Below are 18,602 nucleotides of genomic sequence, written 5' to 3'. Positions count from 1 at the left end.
CAGAATAAAGTTCATTTCTTATTAACTTATCCTTATTTTCGAGCCGTATTAATAATACTTTTTACAGTTATCATTTTATGAACTATACTAAAATCAACAATCTTTTAGGATGGATATGTGCGCTAATAGCAACTGTAGCGTATGTCATGACTGCCGAACGATCGACGAGCTGGTGGGACTGTGGCGAGTTTATCGCTTCAGCCTTTAAACTTCAAATTGTGCACCAGCCAGGAGCACCTTTATTCTTAATGATTCAAAATATATTCTCAAACCTTGCTGGTGGAGATGTTACACGAATTGCTTTCTGGATGAACGTAGGATCGGCGGTATGTAGTGGTCTGACCATTTTGTTTTTATTTTGGACAATTACAGCTTTAGCAAAGAAAATCGTTGTAAAAGGTGTTGATGGATCATATACATCCACCGATTTAATCAAAATATTCGGCTCGGGCGCTGTTGGTGCACTGGCTTATGCTTTTACGGATACTTTTTGGTTCTCAGCAGTGGAGTCCGAAGTATATGCCATGTCTTCTTTATGTACAGCCGTCGTATTTTGGGGTATTCTAAAATGGGAAAATCATGCCGATGAAGCTGGTTCGGACCGCTGGTTGATCTTTATCGCCTATGTGATGGGACTTTCTATCGGGGTACACTTATTGAACCTTCTGGTGATTCCGGCAATTGCTTTGGTCATTTATTTTAAACGTTCAAAAACAGTGACATCATCGGGGGCGATCAAAGCTTTCTTAATTGGCGTTGTTGTTTTGGCGCTAATTTTATGGGGTATTATTCAATACACCGTTAAAGCGGCAGCATATTTTGATCTGTTCTTTGTGAATAGTTTGGGCATGGGCTTTGGTACTGGATTTAACTTATTCATGATTTTAGCGGTAGCTCTTTTCGTATATGGTATCTGGTATTCAATCAAAAAGGTAAAACCGATGTTAAATCTGATCTTAATCAGTGCAGCATTTATCATTTTTGGTTATAGCTCCTTTGCCATGATCATGGTGCGCGCAAAGGCAAATCCTACGTTAAATAACAGTGATCCGGATAATGCATTTTCTTTTGTGAGTTATCTTGGACGTGAGCAATATGCAAGTGAGCCACTTTTGAATGGACCTACATTTGATGCGCAAGTGGTTGATGCCGAGCCTACGTATACGTACAGAAAAGATAAGGACAAGTATACCAAGGTGGAGAACGGTATGGACTATAAATACGATAAAACGATGTTTTTTCCGCGTGTTTACAGTTCACGGGATCAAGGACATATCGACTATTATCGTGATTACTTAAAAATTCCGGAAGGACAGTCGCCGACTTTTGGTGATAACCTGAAGTTCTTTTTCAGTTATCAGATCGGACATATGTACGGCCGTTATTTCTTATGGAATTTTGCCGGTCGTCAGAATGACCAACAAGGTCAAGGTTCATTTACCGAAGGTAACTGGATTTCAGGTGCTAAACCTGTTGATCAGTTGCATGTTGGTGGACAGAATGCCATTCCAGATTCGCTGAAGACTGACCCTTCGAATAACAAATATTACTTCTTGCCTTTGATCATTGGTTTAATCGGTGCATTTTGGCATTTTGGAAAGAGACAACGCGACGCAGGAATCGTGGGTCTGTTGTTTTTCTTTACAGGATTAGCAATTGTATTATATTTAAATCAAAGTCCACTCCAACCACGTGAGCGTGATTATGCGTATGCCGGTTCATTCTATGCCTTTGCCATTTGGATCGGGCTTGGGGTTTTCGCTATCGCGGATTATTTAAGCAAAAAAGTGGATGGTAAAATAGCGGCCGGTGCTGCTACAGTAGCCTGTCTATTGGGGGCTCCAGTATTGTTGGGCTTCCAAAACTGGGATGATCACGATCGTTCTGAAAAGACGACCGCCCGTGATTTAGCGAAAAACTACCTGGCTTCTTGTGCACCGAATGCGATTTTATTTACTTACGGTGATAATGATACCTATCCTTTATGGTATGTTCAGGAAGTCGAAAATTATCGTCCGGATGTACGCGTGGTGAACCTAAGTTTGTTGAGTTCGGACTGGTATATGCGTCAGATGAAACAGAAAGTAAATCAGGCGGATGGTTTACCGATCAATATCGATGATGAAAAGTTCAAGAAAGGTGTTCGCGAAGTGCTTTATTATCAGGATATGAAAGTTCCAGGACATGTGGATCTGGATTTGATCATGCAGATTTTATTGTCTGACGACCAAAAGAACAAATTGGAATTGAGAGGTGGTAAGTTTGAAAACTTCCTGCCAACCAAAAACTTTAGCCTTCCGGTGAATAAAGAATCTGTTTTGAAAAATAATGTCGTTCCTAAAGCTTGGCAAGAATCTATTGTCGATACCATGAGCTGGACCTATAATAGAAATTATATCTCTAGAGCTGAATTATCTATCTTAAACGTATTGTTGAATAACGATTGGAAACGTCCAATTTATTTTGCGGCAACAGTTCCAAATGATAACTACCTTGGTTTAGATAAATATTTAGTACAAGAGGGCTTTGCCTTGCGTTTGATGCCGATTGCAACTCCTGCCGGGGCAGAAGGTACATTGGTTGATACACAGTCTGCTTATAAAGACATTACTACGAAATACCAATGGGGTAATATGGCACATGCTTCTTACCTGGATCCTGAATCTTACCGCATGATTACCATGATTACAAATACAGTAATGGGCGGTACAGCGACACAGTTGATGATGGAAGGTCATAAGGATGAGGCGCGCAAAGTCGCTGTTGAAACCTTTGAGAAAATGCCAAAACGTGTTTATTTGATGCGTGATATTTTGGGCTATATTCCAATTGTCAATGTGTTGTATGAAACTGGTGAAACGAAGCGTGCGAATGAAATCGTAAACCGTAACCTAAAGTTTATGACTCAAAATATGCGTTGGTATCAGGATATTGCGCAAACAAAGCCTGAACTGGAATATTCAAATATCGGTACCGCTTTACGTGCTTTGGGAGCTTATAAGAGTATCTTGGCCTCTACCTCGGAAAAACAATTGCTACAGCAAGTGACCGATTTAGAGAAATCCTATAAACAACAGTATGGTGTTGAATAACAATTAGAGACATCATTTTAACCGAAGGAGCTGCCCTTTACTACAGGTATTCGAAAGGAAAAACACTTTTTGATGCGATGTAGGAAAGGGCGGCTTTTTTTTGATTATTTTTTCTTAGCTTAACGCCATATAAAACCAACCTTAAGTTATGATGAAACGTCAATTAAAATTGTGGGATGCAGTGATGCTGGTCATGGGGTCGATGATCGGAAGCGGTATTTTTATTGTATCGAGTGATATGATGCGGCAGCTGGGATCCGGATATTGGTTGGCGATAGTTTGGTTATTGACCGCATTAGCAACTGTTGCGGCGGCAATCTGCTATGGCGAATTGTCGTCTATGTATCCGAAGGCTGGGGGACAATATACCTATCTGACAGAAATATTTGGGAAGCCAATTGGCTTTTTATACGGCTGGAGTTTATTTACAGTCATTCAAACGGGAACGATAGCAGCTGTAGCTGTTGCTTTTGGTAAGTTTACAGCCTACCTTATTCCGCAGCTAAATGATGCAGCACCGCTATTTCAGCGTGGAGAGTTTAAGATTACCTGGATACAGATTGTCGCTATGGGTGTTATTATTCTCCTGACTTTTATCAATACAAGAGGGATCAAGAGTGGAAAAGCTGTTCAATCTTTCTTTACTTCAGCAAAAATTATTGCGCTGGTTTTACTGATTTTAGGTGGTCTGTTCTTGATTAAGGAAAATCATTTTTCAGAAAATATGGCTTATGGTTGGCATTCTTTTCAAAATTTGAAAGGTGCTGGCTGGTCGCAGATCTCGGGGGGCGTACTAATGGGGGCTTTAGCTGCTGCGATGGTAGGTTCGGTATTTAGTAGTGTGGCCTGGGAAAATGTAACGTTTGTTTCCGGTGAGATTGTCAATCCGCAGCGTAATGTTGTCCGGGCATTGGTTATCGGAACAAGCTTGGTGATGTTGCTCTATATAAGCTGTAATTACATTTACCTGGCGGCATTAAATAGAGAGGAAATTGCTTTTGCGGCAAATGATCGTGTTGCTATAGCGGCGGCTGAAAAAATATTAGGACATACGGGCACGATAGCGATGGCGATTCTGGTAATGATCTCGACCTTTGGTTGTGTTAACGGGCTAGCACTATCAGGTGCGCGAGTTTTTCAGACCATGGCAAAAGATGGATTGTTTCTGAAACAAGCGATTCCCAATAACAAATATGATGTGCCCGCACGATCGTTATGGCTTCAGGGAATCTGGGCTTCCTTACTTTGCCTGAGCGGACAATATGGCAATTTACTGGATATGATATCTTTTGTTATTGTTATATTCTATATGATTACAGTGCTGGGTGTTATTATTCAACGTATCCGGAGACCGGATTTGGAACGTTCCTACAAAACCTTCCTCTTTCCGATTACACCAATCTTGTACCTGTTGATAGGTACCGTATTTTGTGTATTATTAATTATCTATAAGCCACAATATACCTGGCCAGGCTTTATACTTGTATTAATCGGTGTACCGGTGTATTTTTTTGCACGGAATAATAAACGTGCCGAGCTAGATGAATAGTCACTACGTATAGCATTTCGATGTTATGGAATTTGCTGTAAATGGTTGGCAATGCGTATTGTATATAACTTCAAAATCTGTTCATGTGCTGGAATAATTGGTCTGTAAATTTCCCGGAAAGGAAGATAATCTTTGTTTAAATCACTTTTTGTTATTGTGCCAGTTGGATGCAAATATTGAAATTAATTGCCCTTCATGGCTTCGTTTTTGTTAAAAAAAGTGTAGCTTTGCTCAAACATTCCCATAATGAAACAGTCGATTTTATTAGACGGACCAAAATTTCAAATCACAATTCAAAGACTATGTCGTCAATTGATTGAGAATCATGGTGATTTTTCAAATGCTGTCGTCATAGGTATTCAACCCCGAGGAACTTTCTTAGCGAGACGTATTGTCAAAGAGCTTGAACAAATGATCGGAAAAGAGATTTTAGTTGGCGATTTGGATATTACCTTTTATCGCGATGACTTCCGTACGAAAGGGAATACTGGTCCAATCTTAGCAAATAGCACAAATATCAATTTTATTGTAGAAGGTAAAGAGGTGATCTTTATAGATGATGTCTTATGGACAGGACGTACTATTCGTGCGGCAATGGATGCTGTACAGGCATTTGGCCGTGCAAGAAGAATAGAATTGCTTGTTTTGGTCGATCGTCGCTTCTCTAGACAGATCCCTATTCAGCCCGATTATATCGGAATACAGGTAGATTCTATTGATTCACAAAAAGTAATTGTTAACTGGAAAGAATCAGAGGATCAGGATAGTATTATCTTGATTACAGAAAAGAAGACGTCAGCTAGCGATTAATAGCGGTGTCATGACGATACTGAAGGTTATTGTTGACCTTTGGAAACAGGCACTTTCAATAAAACCTTCGTGACTTCGCAGACGCCAACAGCAATGAAAGCAAACTGAAGGTTCTTTCTGGCCAATAAGATCAGACACTTTCAGAAAAAAAATGATTAGTAAATATTTGAATATACTATAAAATGTCATCTGTAGCAGAACAATTAAGTACCCGCCATTTATTGGGGATCAAAGATCTAAATGAGAACGATATCCAATTGATCCTGGATACAGCAAGTAATTTCAAAGAGGTATTAAATAGGCCAATCAAAAAGGTTCCTTCGTTAAGGGATATTACGATTGCCAACGTGTTTTTTGAGAATTCAACGCGGACACGTCTATCCTTTGAACTTGCTGAAAAGAGACTTTCTGCGGATATCGTGAATTTTGCGGCATCCTCCTCTTCAGTAAGTAAGGGGGAGACACTCATCGATACGGTGAACAATATTCTTGCAATGAAGGTTGATATGATTGTGATGAGACATCCATACGCCGGAGCAGGGGTATTTCTAAGTAAACATGTTGATGCACAGATTGTCAATGCAGGTGACGGAGCACATGAACACCCTACACAAGCTTTACTTGATTCATTTTCGATCCGCGAACGCTATGGCGATGTAGCTGGTCGTAAAGTAGCTATCGTTGGGGATATTACACATTCACGCGTTGCCTTGTCGAATATCTTATGTCTTCAAAAGCAAGGTGCAGAAGTGATGGTTTGTGGTCCGACCACATTAATTCCTAAACATATTACATCATTGGGTGTAAAAGTGGAGCATGATTTGCGGAAAGCGTTGAACTGGTGTGATGTTGCAAATATGTTACGGATTCAATTGGAGCGTCAGGATATTGCCTATTTCCCTTCCTTAAGAGAATATTCCATGCTATATGGATTGAATAAAGAGATTTTGGATTCTTTAGAGAAGCCAATCACAATTATGCACCCCGGACCAATCAATCGGGGGGTCGAAATCACATCGGATGTCGCGGATAGCGAACATTCAATTATTTTGGATCAGGTTGAAAATGGTGTTGCTGTGCGCATGGCTGTCTTGTATCTATTAGCAGGGCAACGCGGATAGTCTAAATTGGTTTTGACGTGCGTTAATGTACGTGTGAGACTAAATAGCACTGTTTTCTAATGCAACAATAGTATGCCTGACTTTATTTTTTGTCGGGCATATTTTTTGTGCAAAATTTCCGTTATAATACAGGATTATTCACAGATGTTAATAACTTTTGTGTAAAATAGCTCAATTAAAGTATAATTTAGTAAAATGAATAAAACTATCTCCCTGAGAAGTGGAGATTTGAATTGATTTTCAATAAATTTGGGGCTATCTTAAAGCCTTTAATGGCAGAGAGGCTTTCGATAAATTTGCTTTGAAATGCGAATTTATCGCGGTTTGGAGGGAGATTCATTTACATTTGCAGATAAATAACATATTAAGGTTTCACATATTATGTATAAGAAGATTTACCAGGTGGGAGTTGCATTAACCGTTATGGCGACGCCAGCATTAGCGCAACAGACAGAATGGCAACAAATCAACAAGGCGTACAAAACAGGAATGGAATTGTATGAACGCGGAAAATTTAGTTCTGCTTCAGCCCAATTTGACCGTGTTGAAGCTTTGCGGACAAAATCCAACTTGCAATTGGACGAAACAGAGGAACTGTCTTTGTTGAAAGAGAACGTACGGTATTATCAAGCGGTTTGCGCACTGGAATTGGGCGAATCCGATGCCGAAAACCGTTTTCTGAAATACATTAAAGATTTCCCTGTCAGTGCAAATGCTAAAGCAGCTTATTTTCAAATCGGTAAATCCTATTATGCTAAAAAAGATTATGTTAAGGCCTTAGAGTGGTTTAACAAGATCGATAGCAAAAATTTAGCAGGTAAAGAAAATGTAGAATATCGCTTTAAATATGGATATGCTTCCTTTATGACAAAGGATTATAAAACGGCGAAACCATTATTTGAAGGATTGAAAGATCAGAAAACTGAATTTCAGGAAGCTTCAATCTATTATTACGCGTATCTTTCTTACTTAGACGCCGAGTATAAAACGGCGTTGAATGAATTTGAGCGCCTAAATGGATCTAAACAATTCGAAAATAGTTACCCTTATTATATTACTGCTTTGTATTTCTTGGATAAACGCTACGACGATGTGTTGGATTATGCGTTGCCAATTTTGTCGCGAACAAAACAAGAAAATGAAACAGAGATGTTCCGTATTATAGCGGCCACATACTTTATCAAAGGTGATTTAAAAACATCAAAAGAGTATTACGATAAATTCCAGGCACAAGACCAAGGTAAGACGCAGAATAATCAGGATAGCTACCAAATCGGTTACATCGCTTACAAATTGAAGGATTACGATAAAGCGATCACTGAATTGGAAAAAATGACTGATCCTGACGCATATTATCAATCTGCGATGATTACCCTAGGGGATGCTTTCTTGAAGAAAGGCAATAAGCAATCTGCGCGTAACGCATTTTTCCGTGCTTCGAAATTGGATTTTGATCCAGCAATGCAAGAAGAAGGCTTATTCAACTATGCTAAGCTTTCGTATGAATTGGAATTCCACCAAGTGGCTTTGGCTTCGACACAAGAATACCTGAAAACGTACCCAAAATCGAAACGCTTAGAGGAAGCAAAAACTCTGCTTGCTGAAGTATTGTTGAGTACAAAAAACTACCGTGAGGCAGTTGATATTTTGGAATCTATCCCTAAACGTGGAAAAGAAGCAAATGCAGCTTATCAAAAGGTGACCTACTACAGAGGTTTGGAGTATTATAACGAGCGTGCTTTTGAAAATGCAATTTCCCTATTCATGCGCTCTGAAGAGTTTCGCTATGACGAGGAAATTTACGCTTTAGCCACCTATTGGAAAGCGGAAGCAATGTACGAAGTGCGTAAATATGGTGAAGCGGTTACAAATTTCAATAAATTCCTACGCTTGCCGGGAGCTAGTAAAACCGATGTGTATGGGTATGCCAATTATGCGTTAGCCTATGCGGCTTTCCGCAATGGTAACTACAGCACGGCGGCAAATTACTTCGAGCGTTTCTTAGCGTCTGGCGGTTCGAAAGGAATAGAAATGAATACACGTAATGATGCAATTGCACGCTTAGGTGATTCTTATTTCTCTTCGAAAAACTACGGCAGAGCATTAACAGAATACAATAAGTTGATCTCTTCTAAAGCGCCTAGTCAGGATTACGCGTTATTCCAGCGTGGTATTATTCAAGGTTTACAAGGGGATAACAATGGTAAAATTTCAACATTGAATGCTGTTATTGCACAATTCCCGAGCTCTAATTATGCTGATGATATTGCGTTTGAGATTCCTTACACACGTTTCTTGATGGGAGAAAGTGATCAGGCAATTGCTGGCCTTCAAACAATGGTTGAAAAATATCCGCGCAGCAGTTATGTGCCACGTGCTTTGGTGACGATTGGTCTGGTTCAGTATAATCAAGATAACAATGATGCTGCATTGGCAACTTTCCAACGTGTAGTCGACCAATATGGATCGACAGATGAAGCAAGACAGGCCATGCGATCGATTGAGAACATCTATTTGGATAAAGGCGATGCAACGGGGTATATCAAATATGCAACTGGAACAAACTTAGGGGATGCGTCGAAATCTGAGCAAGACTCGCGTTCATTCTCCACTGCCACAACCCTATTCTCCAGAGGAAATTACCAAGGGGCGGTGGAAGCTGTAAATGCGTATTTCGATAAATTCCCGAAACCAAATCAAGAGAAATATGCACGTTTTGTCCGTGCTGAAAGTAACGCAGCTTTGGGCAATACAGAAGATGCACTACATGATTATAATATTATCTTGAATGACTGGACGTCTCCTTATACAGAACGCACGTTGATTTCGGTGTCAAATTTATATTTGAAACAAAAGAAATATAACGAAGCGACACAGTTGTTGAAAAAGCTGGAGCTTACTTCTGAATACAAGGCTAACTATGGTTTCGCAATAAATAACCTAATGGTCTCTTATTTCCAAATTGGGGATTATAAAGAAGCATTAAATTATACCAATGCTGTCAAGAACTACGAGAAGTCTTCGGAAGAGGAGATCGCAAATGCATTCTTGTATGCCGGTAAATGCTATGTGAAGCAGAATAAGAAAACTGAGGCAATGAAAGAATTCAGTTTAGCTGCATTGAAGAGCCGTACGGTATATGGTGCCGAAGCAAAATACAATGTTGCGGTACTACAATTGGAAAATAAACAATACGATGCGTGTATCAAAACAGCAATGGATCTATCCGATAATTTCTCTTCCTACGAATATTGGGTGGCGAAAAGCTTTATTACCATGGCTGATGCTTATGCAGGTAAAGGTGATTCTTTCCAGGCGAAAGCTACACTTGAATCGATTGTGGATAACTATGATGCGAAAGACGATATTTTGCCAGCAGCAAAAGAACGTCTAAATAAATTGAACAACAAAAAGAAATAGGATACAATGAAGAAGTTGCAAAATAGAAACGTGAAGAAATATACTTTAGCAGCGCTTTTGATGGGCGTGGGATTGAATTCTTTTGCACAGGAAACAGGCAAGAAGAATGATCCTGAGAAACCGGTCACTATCGATTCTTTTGATGTTGTTCGTGATTATAAGCCAATTCTTGCGGATGCTGTGAAAATCCGCCGCAGTCCGGATATGACCAATAAAAGGGAATACCAGCCCAAATTGTCCTACAACAATATTTTGGACAAGAAATTAGATATCAATACCGGTTTGAAACAATTGAATGTACAGGAGATTCCTTTTGCACAACCTTTTGAACATAGCAGCAACTATGTCAAATTTGGTATCGGTAACTATAACAGTATATTGGGCGAAGCTTATTTGGCTTCTGAACAGTTTGAAAATACACGATTTGGTTTATTTGCAAAGCATTTGAGCCAAAAGGGTAATATTGACGGACAGAAGTTCAGTACACAAGATATCGGTATCTTTGGTCGTCGTGTATTGGATGCGGTAACCGTTAAAGGTACCATCGGATACAATCGTTATGGCACAAATTTCTATGGCCAGACTTTTGATCAATCGGGAACAACCTTGTTGAATACAACTCCGGATAAACAGACCTTTACAGATATCTACTTGAATGGAGAGCTGTCAAGTAATGTGGATCCAAAAAATGAGCAAGCCTTAAGCTATTCCGCAAAAGTTGATGGTTATTTGTTTAAAGACGCTTATAAAGCCAAAGAAAATTCCATCGCATTATCCGGTTATTTGAACAAACGCCTAAGTGCATTCAATGTTGGTGCGAATTTGAGCGTGACAATGAATAATGTGAAAGATAGTGCTGAAGTAAAAAATCATTTGGCGGTCATTAATCCATATATTCGTTTTAAGGGCGACAACTATAACGTAACCTTGGGTGCGAATTTAACTTCCGAATTTGGCGATAGCTCAAGATTCAATATTTTCCCATCAGTAGAGGCTGATTTTGCTTTGGCACCTGAATATATCTCTTTGTTCGCCGGAATCAATGGGGGAGTGAAACAAGCTTCTTTCCGTAGTTTTGCTAAGGAAAATCCATATTTGGCTCCTAACGCTAAAATGATAAACTCGATTGAGAAAATGAATGTTTACGCGGGTTTAAAAGGAAATGCTGGCGCAACATTTGGTTATAAAGTAAAGGTATTCTACAAACAGATTGAGGGATTGCCTTTATTTAAAAACAGTGCATTTGGCGATAGTCAAAATGGTTATGTTCCTTGGGCTTTTGATGTCGTTTATGATGGCGTGATCAATAAGGCTAAACATATGGGATTGGAAGGAGAAATCAATGTACGTCTTTCACAACTGGTTAATCTGGGCGGAAAAGTGTATATAGACGATTATAAATTGAGTGATGAGGAAGAAGCATGGGGATTGCCAAAATTCCGTATGCAGGCTAATGCACGCTTCAATATCTCCGATAAATTTTTCGTAGATGCTGAACTTTCTACACAAGGCAATACCTATGCGTATATTTATGATTATAACGCAGATGGCAGTCGTATTGCCAATAGTGGGCATAAGGCAACAATAGCGTCGTTTGCTGATCTTAATGCAGGCGCAGAATACCGAATCAAAAAACAATTTGGTATTTTCGTCAAAGCAAATAACATTTTTGGAAAAGAATACGAACGTTATATGTATTACCCAAGATTGGGCTTTAATGTAATTGGTGGTCTTAATTATTCGTTTTAACGAATTAAGATTATAAATTTGCATCTTAAAATAGTGCGCGATGAATCTAGGCAAAAACATCAATAGTTTATTAAAACGTTATGCGGAAGTATACGTGCCCGGAATAGGTGTGTTCAAACGAATTCATTCTCCGGCTCAGTTCGATAAACAGAATAATGTGTTTTTGCCCCCGATTTCTTATGTTGAGCTGGACTATTCTGCTCAACATGGATTTAATATTGTTCATTATATCCAACAACAGGAAAACTTGGGCCTCAATCAGGCGCAACAGATCTTGTCGGAAACTGTTGATAAGCTCCGGGCCGATTTGGGGCAATTTGGACAGGTCAAACTTGATGATCTTGGATTATTGATTAGTTATGGCGCAAGTTTGGTCTTCAAACCCTTAGACTTGTCGGGATTCGACTTCCAACCGGTTACAAATCTTGTTGCACCAGAGATTGAAACAGTCGTTTCTTCTTTGGAAGAAGTCAAAGAAGAAGAACTTACGACCTTAGCTGTTGAAGAAGACCCTGTTGTAGAAGAAGATCCTGTGGTGGAAGCTAATGATAAGGTAGAGCCTGCGATAGAGTCTATGCCGGATACGGCAGATCAAGACGAAACGATCGAGGTTGAAGAGGTCAAAGAAGAAGCTGAAACAGCACAGGAACTGGTCGTGGTAACGGATCCAGTAGCGGATGAGCTTTCGCAGGAGACAGCACCAACAAACGATCGTACCGATCTTGAAGCCGGAGAATCGTCGTTAGCGCAAAAGGAAACTGAAGAGTTTGAGCCTGTGGATACAACCGTGATAGCTGATAGCAATCATTCGGGTACTCCGAAAGAAGACAATACTTTAAAAAAAGAAATCGGTGCTATTGCGTCGGCTAACGCCAATTCAACATACGCGCCAAATATCTATGAGGAAGAGCCGCGTAATTCAAATGCGATCTGGTATTGGATGACTGGAATTATTGTGCTGGCAATGGTTGCTGTTGCGGTCGTTTACACCAATCCTGCGTTGAAGGATTCGTTATTTGGATCGACCAAACCTGTTGTAAAAACGGCAGATACGCTTGTTCAAAAACAGCCGGTCATGCCTGCGGATACATTGTCCAATACGTTGCAAGCCGATAGTTTGAAGAAAGTCGATTCATTGGCTAAGCGCACTGTGACAGATTCTGTTAAAAAGACAGCAGCTTTACCAGCGACCAATGCGGAAGCAAAACCTCCGGTTTTGGAAGCAAACCCTGTGATCAAAGAGTCTATCCCTGTTGCTCAACCGCGGTACCAGGTGGTCATTGGATCCGCAAAAACTATGGCAAGTGCCGAGCAGGAGGCGCAACGTCTTCGTGCAATGGGCTATAAAACAGCTCGCGCTGTTGAAGGGAAAAATAAAAAAGATAAAAAGAAAATTATCTTAAATACCTACATGACTAACGAGGAGGCACAGCTTGCTAAGAAGTCGGTACTCAATAAAATTAAGGATGCTTGGGTAGAAAAGATCTTATAAAAGTTAAAACTATATAAAACTATTAATAATTATGTCATTAGTACAAGATACAGCACGGGCTGCTGTGGATTCGTTTAATCAAGCTGCACAACAACCATTACCTGCTGCTGCGCCTACAGAAAACATGAGTTTGATCGATATGATGATCAAAGGGGGATGGATCATGGTTCCAATCTTACTGTTGTTCTTTATTGGCTTGGTTATCTTTTTTGAGCGTTATTTGACTATCCGTCGCGCCGCAAAATATGATAACAGCTTAATGTCGCAAGTAAAGGCAAATGTTTTGTCCGGAAATTTGGATTCGGCATTAGCTGTAGTTCGTTCAAGTAACTCAGCTTTGGGACGTATGTTGCAAAAAGGCTTATTGCGTGTCGGCAGACCCATCAAAGATATTGAAGGAGCGATCGAAAACGTGGGTAAATTGGAAGTTGCCAAGTTAGAAAAGAACATCAATATTTTAGGTATTATTGCTGGTATTGCCCCGATGCTTGGTTTCGTAGGTACGATTTTTGGGGTAATTAAGATTTTCCACGACGTAGAATTAGCTGGTGGTATTGATATTGCTTCTGTATCTGGTGGTCTATATGTAAAAATGGTGTCTTCTGCATCAGGTCTTGCGGTCGGTATCTTAGCTTATTTGGGCTACCATATCCTGAATATGATGGTGGAGCGATTGATTTTACGTATGGAAACGGATGCAGTAGAATTTATTGATTTATTGGATGAACCCGGAAGATAATGAACTTACGAAGTAGAAAAAATAAACCATCTGCGGAAGTACATACTTCAGCGCTGAATGACATCATGTTTTTCCTGATGTTGTTCTTCCTGTTGGCTTCTGCAGTTTCTAATCCGCAAGTGGTGAAGCTATTGTTGCCAAAGTCAAGTGCGGGAGAACAATCTGTTGCTAAAAAGACCGTCACGGTATCGATTACAAAAGATTTGGGCTATTTTATTGACAAAACACCAGTTCCGATTGAAGGATTGGAAGCTGCAATTCAATCGCAAATGGCTGCGGGTGAGGAAGTGACAATTATGCTCTATGTCGATAATACGGTTCCCATTCAAAATGTTATTTCTGTAATGGATGTCGCTAATCGATTGAAGATTAAAGTGGTATTGGCAACAGAACCAAAAAAAGATAAATAGGAACAATTAAACTTTTTTAAAGTTTATTGGTCAGCTATTAATATAGGAGATTAATGCGATGAGATATCACCTTCAACATGAAGAAAATAATTTCCCCAAAGCATTGGGGATATCGACTTTGGTCATGGCATCGTTGCTCTTGATTGGATTTTTTGTTGTTTTTAAAGCTCAGGCACCTGATGAATATGGAATGGGGGGAATGATCGTCAATTACGGGACTTCACCTGAGGGAATGGGAGATGACTATATGAGTGTTGAGGAACCATCGGTGGATCCCAACGCCAATAATGAACGCCCTGACCGTATTGATCCTGTTGAAACACCTACCCCAACGCCAACGCAGCAAGTTGCGGAGAAAGCGGTTGTCACACAGGATTTAGAAGATGCCCCTGCGGTAACAAAAACTGAAAAGAAGGTCGTTTCAAAAGCACCGGAAACAACCAAAGCTGTAAAAGAAGTGGCACCACAGGCCAATGCCAAAGCGCTTTTTAAAGGCAATAAAAATAACGGTACTGGAGCTGGTGATGGTACAGGGACAACTCCTGGAAATCAGGGTTCCAAACTCGGTGATCCGTTAGCAAGTAACTACGGCGAAGGGGGATCTGGAAACGGTAACATGATGTTGTCTATTGAAAACCGAAGTTTTACGCAACGGCCAAGTATCGACGATAATGGACAGCAAGCAGGTAAGGTTGCTGTGGAGTTTAGGGTGAACAAGCAAGGGGTTATCACCTATGCGCGTGCTGGTGTAAAAGGAACGACGATTACCGATCCATCCTTGTTGGAGAAATGTGAGCGTGCTGTACGTGGCGCTCGGCTAAACCAATTGCCAAATGCTCCCGACTCGCAGACAGGACGGATTGTATTCAATTTTAGATTAAGATAAAAATCATTCACATGAATGCTTATAATGAGGCAATCGAGTATCTGTATACTCGATTGCCTATGTTTACAAGGGATGGCGCCTCTGCCTTCAAAAAAGACCTTGACAATACCATCAAACTTTGCGCTGCTTTGGACAACCCACAGCGAAAATTCAAAACATTACATATTGCTGGTACAAACGGAAAGGGATCGACCTCCCACATGTTGGCCGCTATTTTGGCCGAAGCAGGATATAAAACAGGTCTCTATACTTCACCACATTTACTGGATTTCAGGGAACGTATTCGTGTCGATGGTCAGTTATGTGAGAAAGAATTTGTTGTTGATTTTGTCAATACCCATCGCGAGCTTATAGAAGAAGTCAGTCCATCGTTTTTCGAAATTACTGTAGCCATGGCTTTTGATTATTTCGAGAAGAATAAGGTTGATATCGCTGTCATTGAAGTCGGCCTTGGTGGGCGTTTGGACAGTACCAATATTATTCAGCCTTTGCTGTCGGTAATTACCAATATCGGTTTTGATCACATGAATCTTCTTGGTAATACATTGGCGGAAATTGCTAGCGAAAAAGCGGGAATTATCAAGAGAAATACACCTGTCGTTATTTCGGAATATGCTGAAGATACAGCAGCCGTGTTTTTGGATAAAGCAGCGATCGAGCATGCACCGATCCAATTCGCTTCCGACAAGTATGAGACGAAAATGCTGGACGTGGACCAAGATTATTTGACGGTACAAGCGACGGATTCTGCGGGTCATTCAGCAGACTTTCAACTGGATTTAAAAGGCTCCTATCAGGTCAAGAACCTCGCCGGCGTCCTGTTAGCTGTGGATGAATTACGTCAACTGGGCTTTGAGATCAGTGATCAACATGTGCACCAAGCGCTAAAAAATGTGCAGGCAACCACAGGAATTCAAGGCCGATGGCAACAATTGTCGAAGGATCCATTTATCATCTGTGATACAGGGCACAATGAGGACGGAATTCATGAAGTGCTCAAAAATCTGGCTACAACAACTTATGATAAATTGCACTTTGTGATAGGCGCCATGCGCGATAAGGATTTATCACATATGTTGCCTTATCTACCCAAGGATGCAACCTACTATTTCTCTGCTCCAGATATGCCGCGTGCAATGCCAGCAGAAGAGCTGCGGAAAGAAGCTATGGAATTTGGTCTAACGGGGCTTGATTATCCATCGGTAGGAGCTGCGTTTGATGCAGCAAAAGAAGCGTATCAACAAGGGAACCTTATTTTTGTTGGCGGAAGCAATTTTGTTGTTGCGGAAGTACTTGCTCGTTTGACGCAGGAATAAGAATACCACCTTTCCTCGCAAATAAATCTACGGGAGGAATTCATAGAAACCGATCACAAAAAAGGGAGCTGCGTGAAGTGCAGCTCCCTTTTTTATTATTTTGTGCCGTTGGTCATTAGTCATTGATCGTCAATTCACCACGGATATCCTTTTCAATCCAATAGGCGACCTCTTTTTGATCTTCTAACTCGCCTTGAAGATACATTAATTTGGTTACTGCGGCTTCGAATGTCAGGTCGTAGCCATTGAGCACGCCGATGGATTTAAGTCCTTGTGAAGTCTCATAGCGACCTAATTCAACAGACCCTACTTTACATTGCGAAATGTTGAGGATATTTTTACCTTGTTCAATTGCTTCCTTCAATAGATCCAGAAACCAAGTGTCGGTGGTTGTATTGCCCGATCCGAATGTTTCCATAACAATGGAGCGGACATCGGAATCTAGGACTGCTTTGATTGTTTGCGCAGAGATCCCCGGAAATAATTTCAATACGGCTACCCTGTTGTCCAGTTTGGTATGTAGGATAAATTCTTTATCGATATTATTTAATAAAGCATCTGTATTATATTTGAGGTGAATACCAGCTTCAACCAATACGGGATAGTTTGGCGATCTAAAGGCCTCAAATTTGGCCGAATTATATTTAAATGAGCGATTGCCACGGAATAATTTATTGTCGAAAAGAATGCACACCTCTTGGATAATGGAGATACCATCCTGCTTTGCCGAGGCGATTTCCAATGCTGTCATCATATTTTCCCTTGCATCCGTTCGGATCTCTCCGATAGGCAGCTGAGAGCCAGATAAAATGACCGGTTTTTGGAGTCCTTCCAACATAAAGCTCAGTACTGAGGCCGTAAAAGCCATTGTATCGGAACCATGCAGAATAACAAAACCGTCGTAATCTGCATAGTTATCCTTAATAATTTGTGCCATTTCAATCCATATCTCTGGCTTCATGTTGGATGAATCGATAATGGGTTCGAAAGAGTGCACGGTCAGCTTATAGTCTAAGCGACTTAAATCAGGGAGATTTCGTTTGATCAATTCAAAGTCGAAAGGAACGAATGTTCCTGTTTCATCTTTAACCATTCCAATGGTCCCACCTGTGTAGATAATAAAGATATTATGCATTGAGTTTTGAAATTATATACTAAATATACGTTTTGAATTTTCTGTTGTGATTTCGGCTACCTTTTCGACGGAGATCTGGTGAAGGTCAGCTACTTTTTGTGCGACGTAAACCAAATAGCTACTTTCATTTTCTTTACCGCGAAAGGGGACAGGAGCCAGATAAGGTGCATCGGTTTCTAGAACAATATGTTTTAAATCGATTTCTTTGACCACCTGATCTAAGCCCGCTTTTTTAAAGGTAACGACTCCGCCAATACCAAGAGCGAAACCTAAATCGATAGCCTGGTGGGCCTGCTCCAGGGAACCGGTAAAGCAGTGCAGAACGCCAAATAATTTGTCGTCGTGAAGTTCTTCCAATAATTCGAACAATTCAGTGAAGGCTTCCCGGCAGTGGATATCGATCGGTAAATTTAATTCCTTAGCCCATTGAACCTGAGTTCGAAAGGCGTCTTTTTGAATTTCAAGCGTGCTTTTATCCCAATAAAGATCCAGCCCGATCTCACCTATGGCATGGACTTTGTGTGTTTCCAAGCTCTTTCGGATGGTTTCTAACTCTTCCACATAGTTTTCCTTTACATCGCAGGGATGTAATCCAAGCATCGGAAAACAATGTTCTGGATAAGCCGCTACGGTATCAAATACAGGTTTTATGGAAGCGCTATTCACATTCGGCAAAAAAAGGCGTTGTATGCCATTATCGAAGCAACGTTGTAGATGTTCTTGCAGTTTTTCGGTTCCTGCATGGTAATAAATGTGTGTATGTGTATCTGTAAGCAACATAGTTTTCTGCGTGGAAGCAGCGGGTTAGGGTAAAAACTTGTTTTTATTATTATCGAATAAAGTGGTAGACTTAATTACCAAAATTTCAATTCGCTCTCCAAAG

General features: G+C 40.4%; 13 protein-coding genes. 11 read left to right on the top strand and 2 right to left on the bottom strand.

The features are described 5' to 3' along the window. Positions 1-77: 77 nt before the first annotated feature. The 11 genes from ACHWSC_RS16525 (at position 78) to ACHWSC_RS16475 (ending at position 16,584) form a co-directional block, all read left to right on the top strand. Positions 78-3,092, top strand: a complete 3,015-nt coding sequence (locus ACHWSC_RS16525; RefSeq protein WP_394677485.1) for a protein O-mannosyl-transferase family — start codon at positions 78-80, stop codon at positions 3,090-3,092. Positions 3,093-3,240: 148 nt separating this feature from the next. Next, the gene (locus ACHWSC_RS16520) at positions 3,241-4,641 is read left to right on the top strand and encodes an APC family permease (RefSeq protein WP_394677484.1); all 1,401 of its coding nucleotides are present in this window, start codon (positions 3,241-3,243) and stop codon (positions 4,639-4,641) included. 246 nt (positions 4,642-4,887) lie between these two features. Then, on the top strand, positions 4,888-5,451 hold the full coding sequence (gene pyrR, locus ACHWSC_RS16515; protein WP_075994219.1) for a bifunctional pyr operon transcriptional regulator/uracil phosphoribosyltransferase PyrR: 564 nt from the start codon (positions 4,888-4,890) through the stop codon (positions 5,449-5,451). Positions 5,452-5,633: 182 nt separating this feature from the next. Continuing rightward, positions 5,634-6,572, top strand: coding sequence for an aspartate carbamoyltransferase catalytic subunit (locus tag ACHWSC_RS16510; protein ID WP_046672752.1), 939 nt, complete (start codon positions 5,634-5,636; stop codon positions 6,570-6,572). 381 nt (positions 6,573-6,953) lie between these two features. Continuing rightward, a complete protein-coding gene (locus ACHWSC_RS16505) occupies positions 6,954-9,992 on the top strand; it encodes a tetratricopeptide repeat protein (RefSeq protein ID WP_075994217.1) in 3,039 nt (1,012 codons plus the stop codon). A 6-nt stretch (positions 9,993-9,998) separates the two neighbouring features. Beyond that, positions 9,999-11,741 (top strand): TonB-dependent receptor, encoded by a 1,743-nt coding sequence (locus ACHWSC_RS16500; protein WP_075994216.1) that lies wholly within the window; start codon positions 9,999-10,001, stop codon positions 11,739-11,741. A gap of 40 nt (positions 11,742-11,781) precedes the next feature. Continuing rightward, positions 11,782-13,233: a hypothetical protein gene (locus tag ACHWSC_RS16495; RefSeq protein ID WP_394677483.1), complete on the top strand. Its 1,452-nt coding sequence runs from the start codon at positions 11,782-11,784 to the stop codon at positions 13,231-13,233. A 31-nt stretch (positions 13,234-13,264) separates the two neighbouring features. Next, positions 13,265-13,972, top strand: coding sequence for a MotA/TolQ/ExbB proton channel family protein (locus ACHWSC_RS16490; protein ID WP_046672749.1), 708 nt, complete (start codon positions 13,265-13,267; stop codon positions 13,970-13,972). Beyond that, entirely contained in the window at positions 13,972-14,382 is a 411-nt protein-coding gene (locus ACHWSC_RS16485; RefSeq protein ID WP_046672748.1) for a biopolymer transporter ExbD, read from the top strand. Before ACHWSC_RS16490 ends, ACHWSC_RS16485 begins: the two co-directional genes overlap by 1 nt. Positions 14,383-14,440: 58 nt before the next feature. After that, the gene (locus tag ACHWSC_RS16480; protein WP_075994214.1) at positions 14,441-15,268 is read left to right on the top strand and encodes an energy transducer TonB; all 828 of its coding nucleotides are present in this window, start codon (positions 14,441-14,443) and stop codon (positions 15,266-15,268) included. An 11-nt stretch (positions 15,269-15,279) separates the two neighbouring features. Then, positions 15,280-16,584, top strand: a complete 1,305-nt coding sequence (locus tag ACHWSC_RS16475; protein WP_394677482.1) for a bifunctional folylpolyglutamate synthase/dihydrofolate synthase — start codon at positions 15,280-15,282, stop codon at positions 16,582-16,584. A 115-nt stretch (positions 16,585-16,699) separates the two neighbouring features. Here ACHWSC_RS16475 and ACHWSC_RS16470 read toward each other — a convergent pair whose 3' ends face one another. Further along, positions 16,700-17,719 carry an asparaginase gene (locus tag ACHWSC_RS16470; RefSeq protein WP_088162974.1) on the bottom strand — a complete coding sequence of 340 codons (1,020 nt, stop codon included), beginning with the start codon at positions 17,717-17,719 and terminating at the stop codon, positions 16,700-16,702. Between the two features lie 12 nt (positions 17,720-17,731). After that, a complete protein-coding gene (locus ACHWSC_RS16465; protein WP_394677481.1) occupies positions 17,732-18,499 on the bottom strand; it encodes a TatD family hydrolase in 768 nt (255 codons plus the stop codon). Positions 18,500-18,602 lie beyond the last annotated feature (103 nt).

This window comes from uncultured Sphingobacterium sp., assembly GCF_964277905.1.
Classification (GTDB): Bacteria; Bacteroidota; Bacteroidia; order Sphingobacteriales; family Sphingobacteriaceae; genus Sphingobacterium; species Sphingobacterium siyangense.
This window is presented reverse-complemented; position numbering and strand designations above follow the sequence as displayed.

Coding starts and splice junctions, on each gene's coding strand:
- ACHWSC_RS16525 (WP_394677485.1), top strand. CDS start 78: ATGAACTATACTAAAATCAACAATCTTTTAGGATGGATATGTGCGCTA.
- ACHWSC_RS16520 (WP_394677484.1), top strand. CDS start 3,241: ATGATGAAACGTCAATTAAAATTGTGGGATGCAGTGATGCTGGTCATG.
- pyrR (WP_075994219.1), top strand. CDS start 4,888: ATGAAACAGTCGATTTTATTAGACGGACCAAAATTTCAAATCACAATT.
- ACHWSC_RS16510 (WP_046672752.1), top strand. CDS start 5,634: ATGTCATCTGTAGCAGAACAATTAAGTACCCGCCATTTATTGGGGATC.
- ACHWSC_RS16505 (WP_075994217.1), top strand. CDS start 6,954: ATGTATAAGAAGATTTACCAGGTGGGAGTTGCATTAACCGTTATGGCG.
- ACHWSC_RS16500 (WP_075994216.1), top strand. CDS start 9,999: ATGAAGAAGTTGCAAAATAGAAACGTGAAGAAATATACTTTAGCAGCG.
- ACHWSC_RS16495 (WP_394677483.1), top strand. CDS start 11,782: ATGAATCTAGGCAAAAACATCAATAGTTTATTAAAACGTTATGCGGAA.
- ACHWSC_RS16490 (WP_046672749.1), top strand. CDS start 13,265: ATGTCATTAGTACAAGATACAGCACGGGCTGCTGTGGATTCGTTTAAT.
- ACHWSC_RS16485 (WP_046672748.1), top strand. CDS start 13,972: ATGAACTTACGAAGTAGAAAAAATAAACCATCTGCGGAAGTACATACT.
- ACHWSC_RS16480 (WP_075994214.1), top strand. CDS start 14,441: ATGAGATATCACCTTCAACATGAAGAAAATAATTTCCCCAAAGCATTG.
- ACHWSC_RS16475 (WP_394677482.1), top strand. CDS start 15,280: ATGAATGCTTATAATGAGGCAATCGAGTATCTGTATACTCGATTGCCT.
- ACHWSC_RS16470 (WP_088162974.1), bottom strand. CDS start 17,719: ATGCATAATATCTTTATTATCTACACAGGTGGGACCATTGGAATGGTT.
- ACHWSC_RS16465 (WP_394677481.1), bottom strand. CDS start 18,499: ATGTTGCTTACAGATACACATACACACATTTATTACCATGCAGGAACC.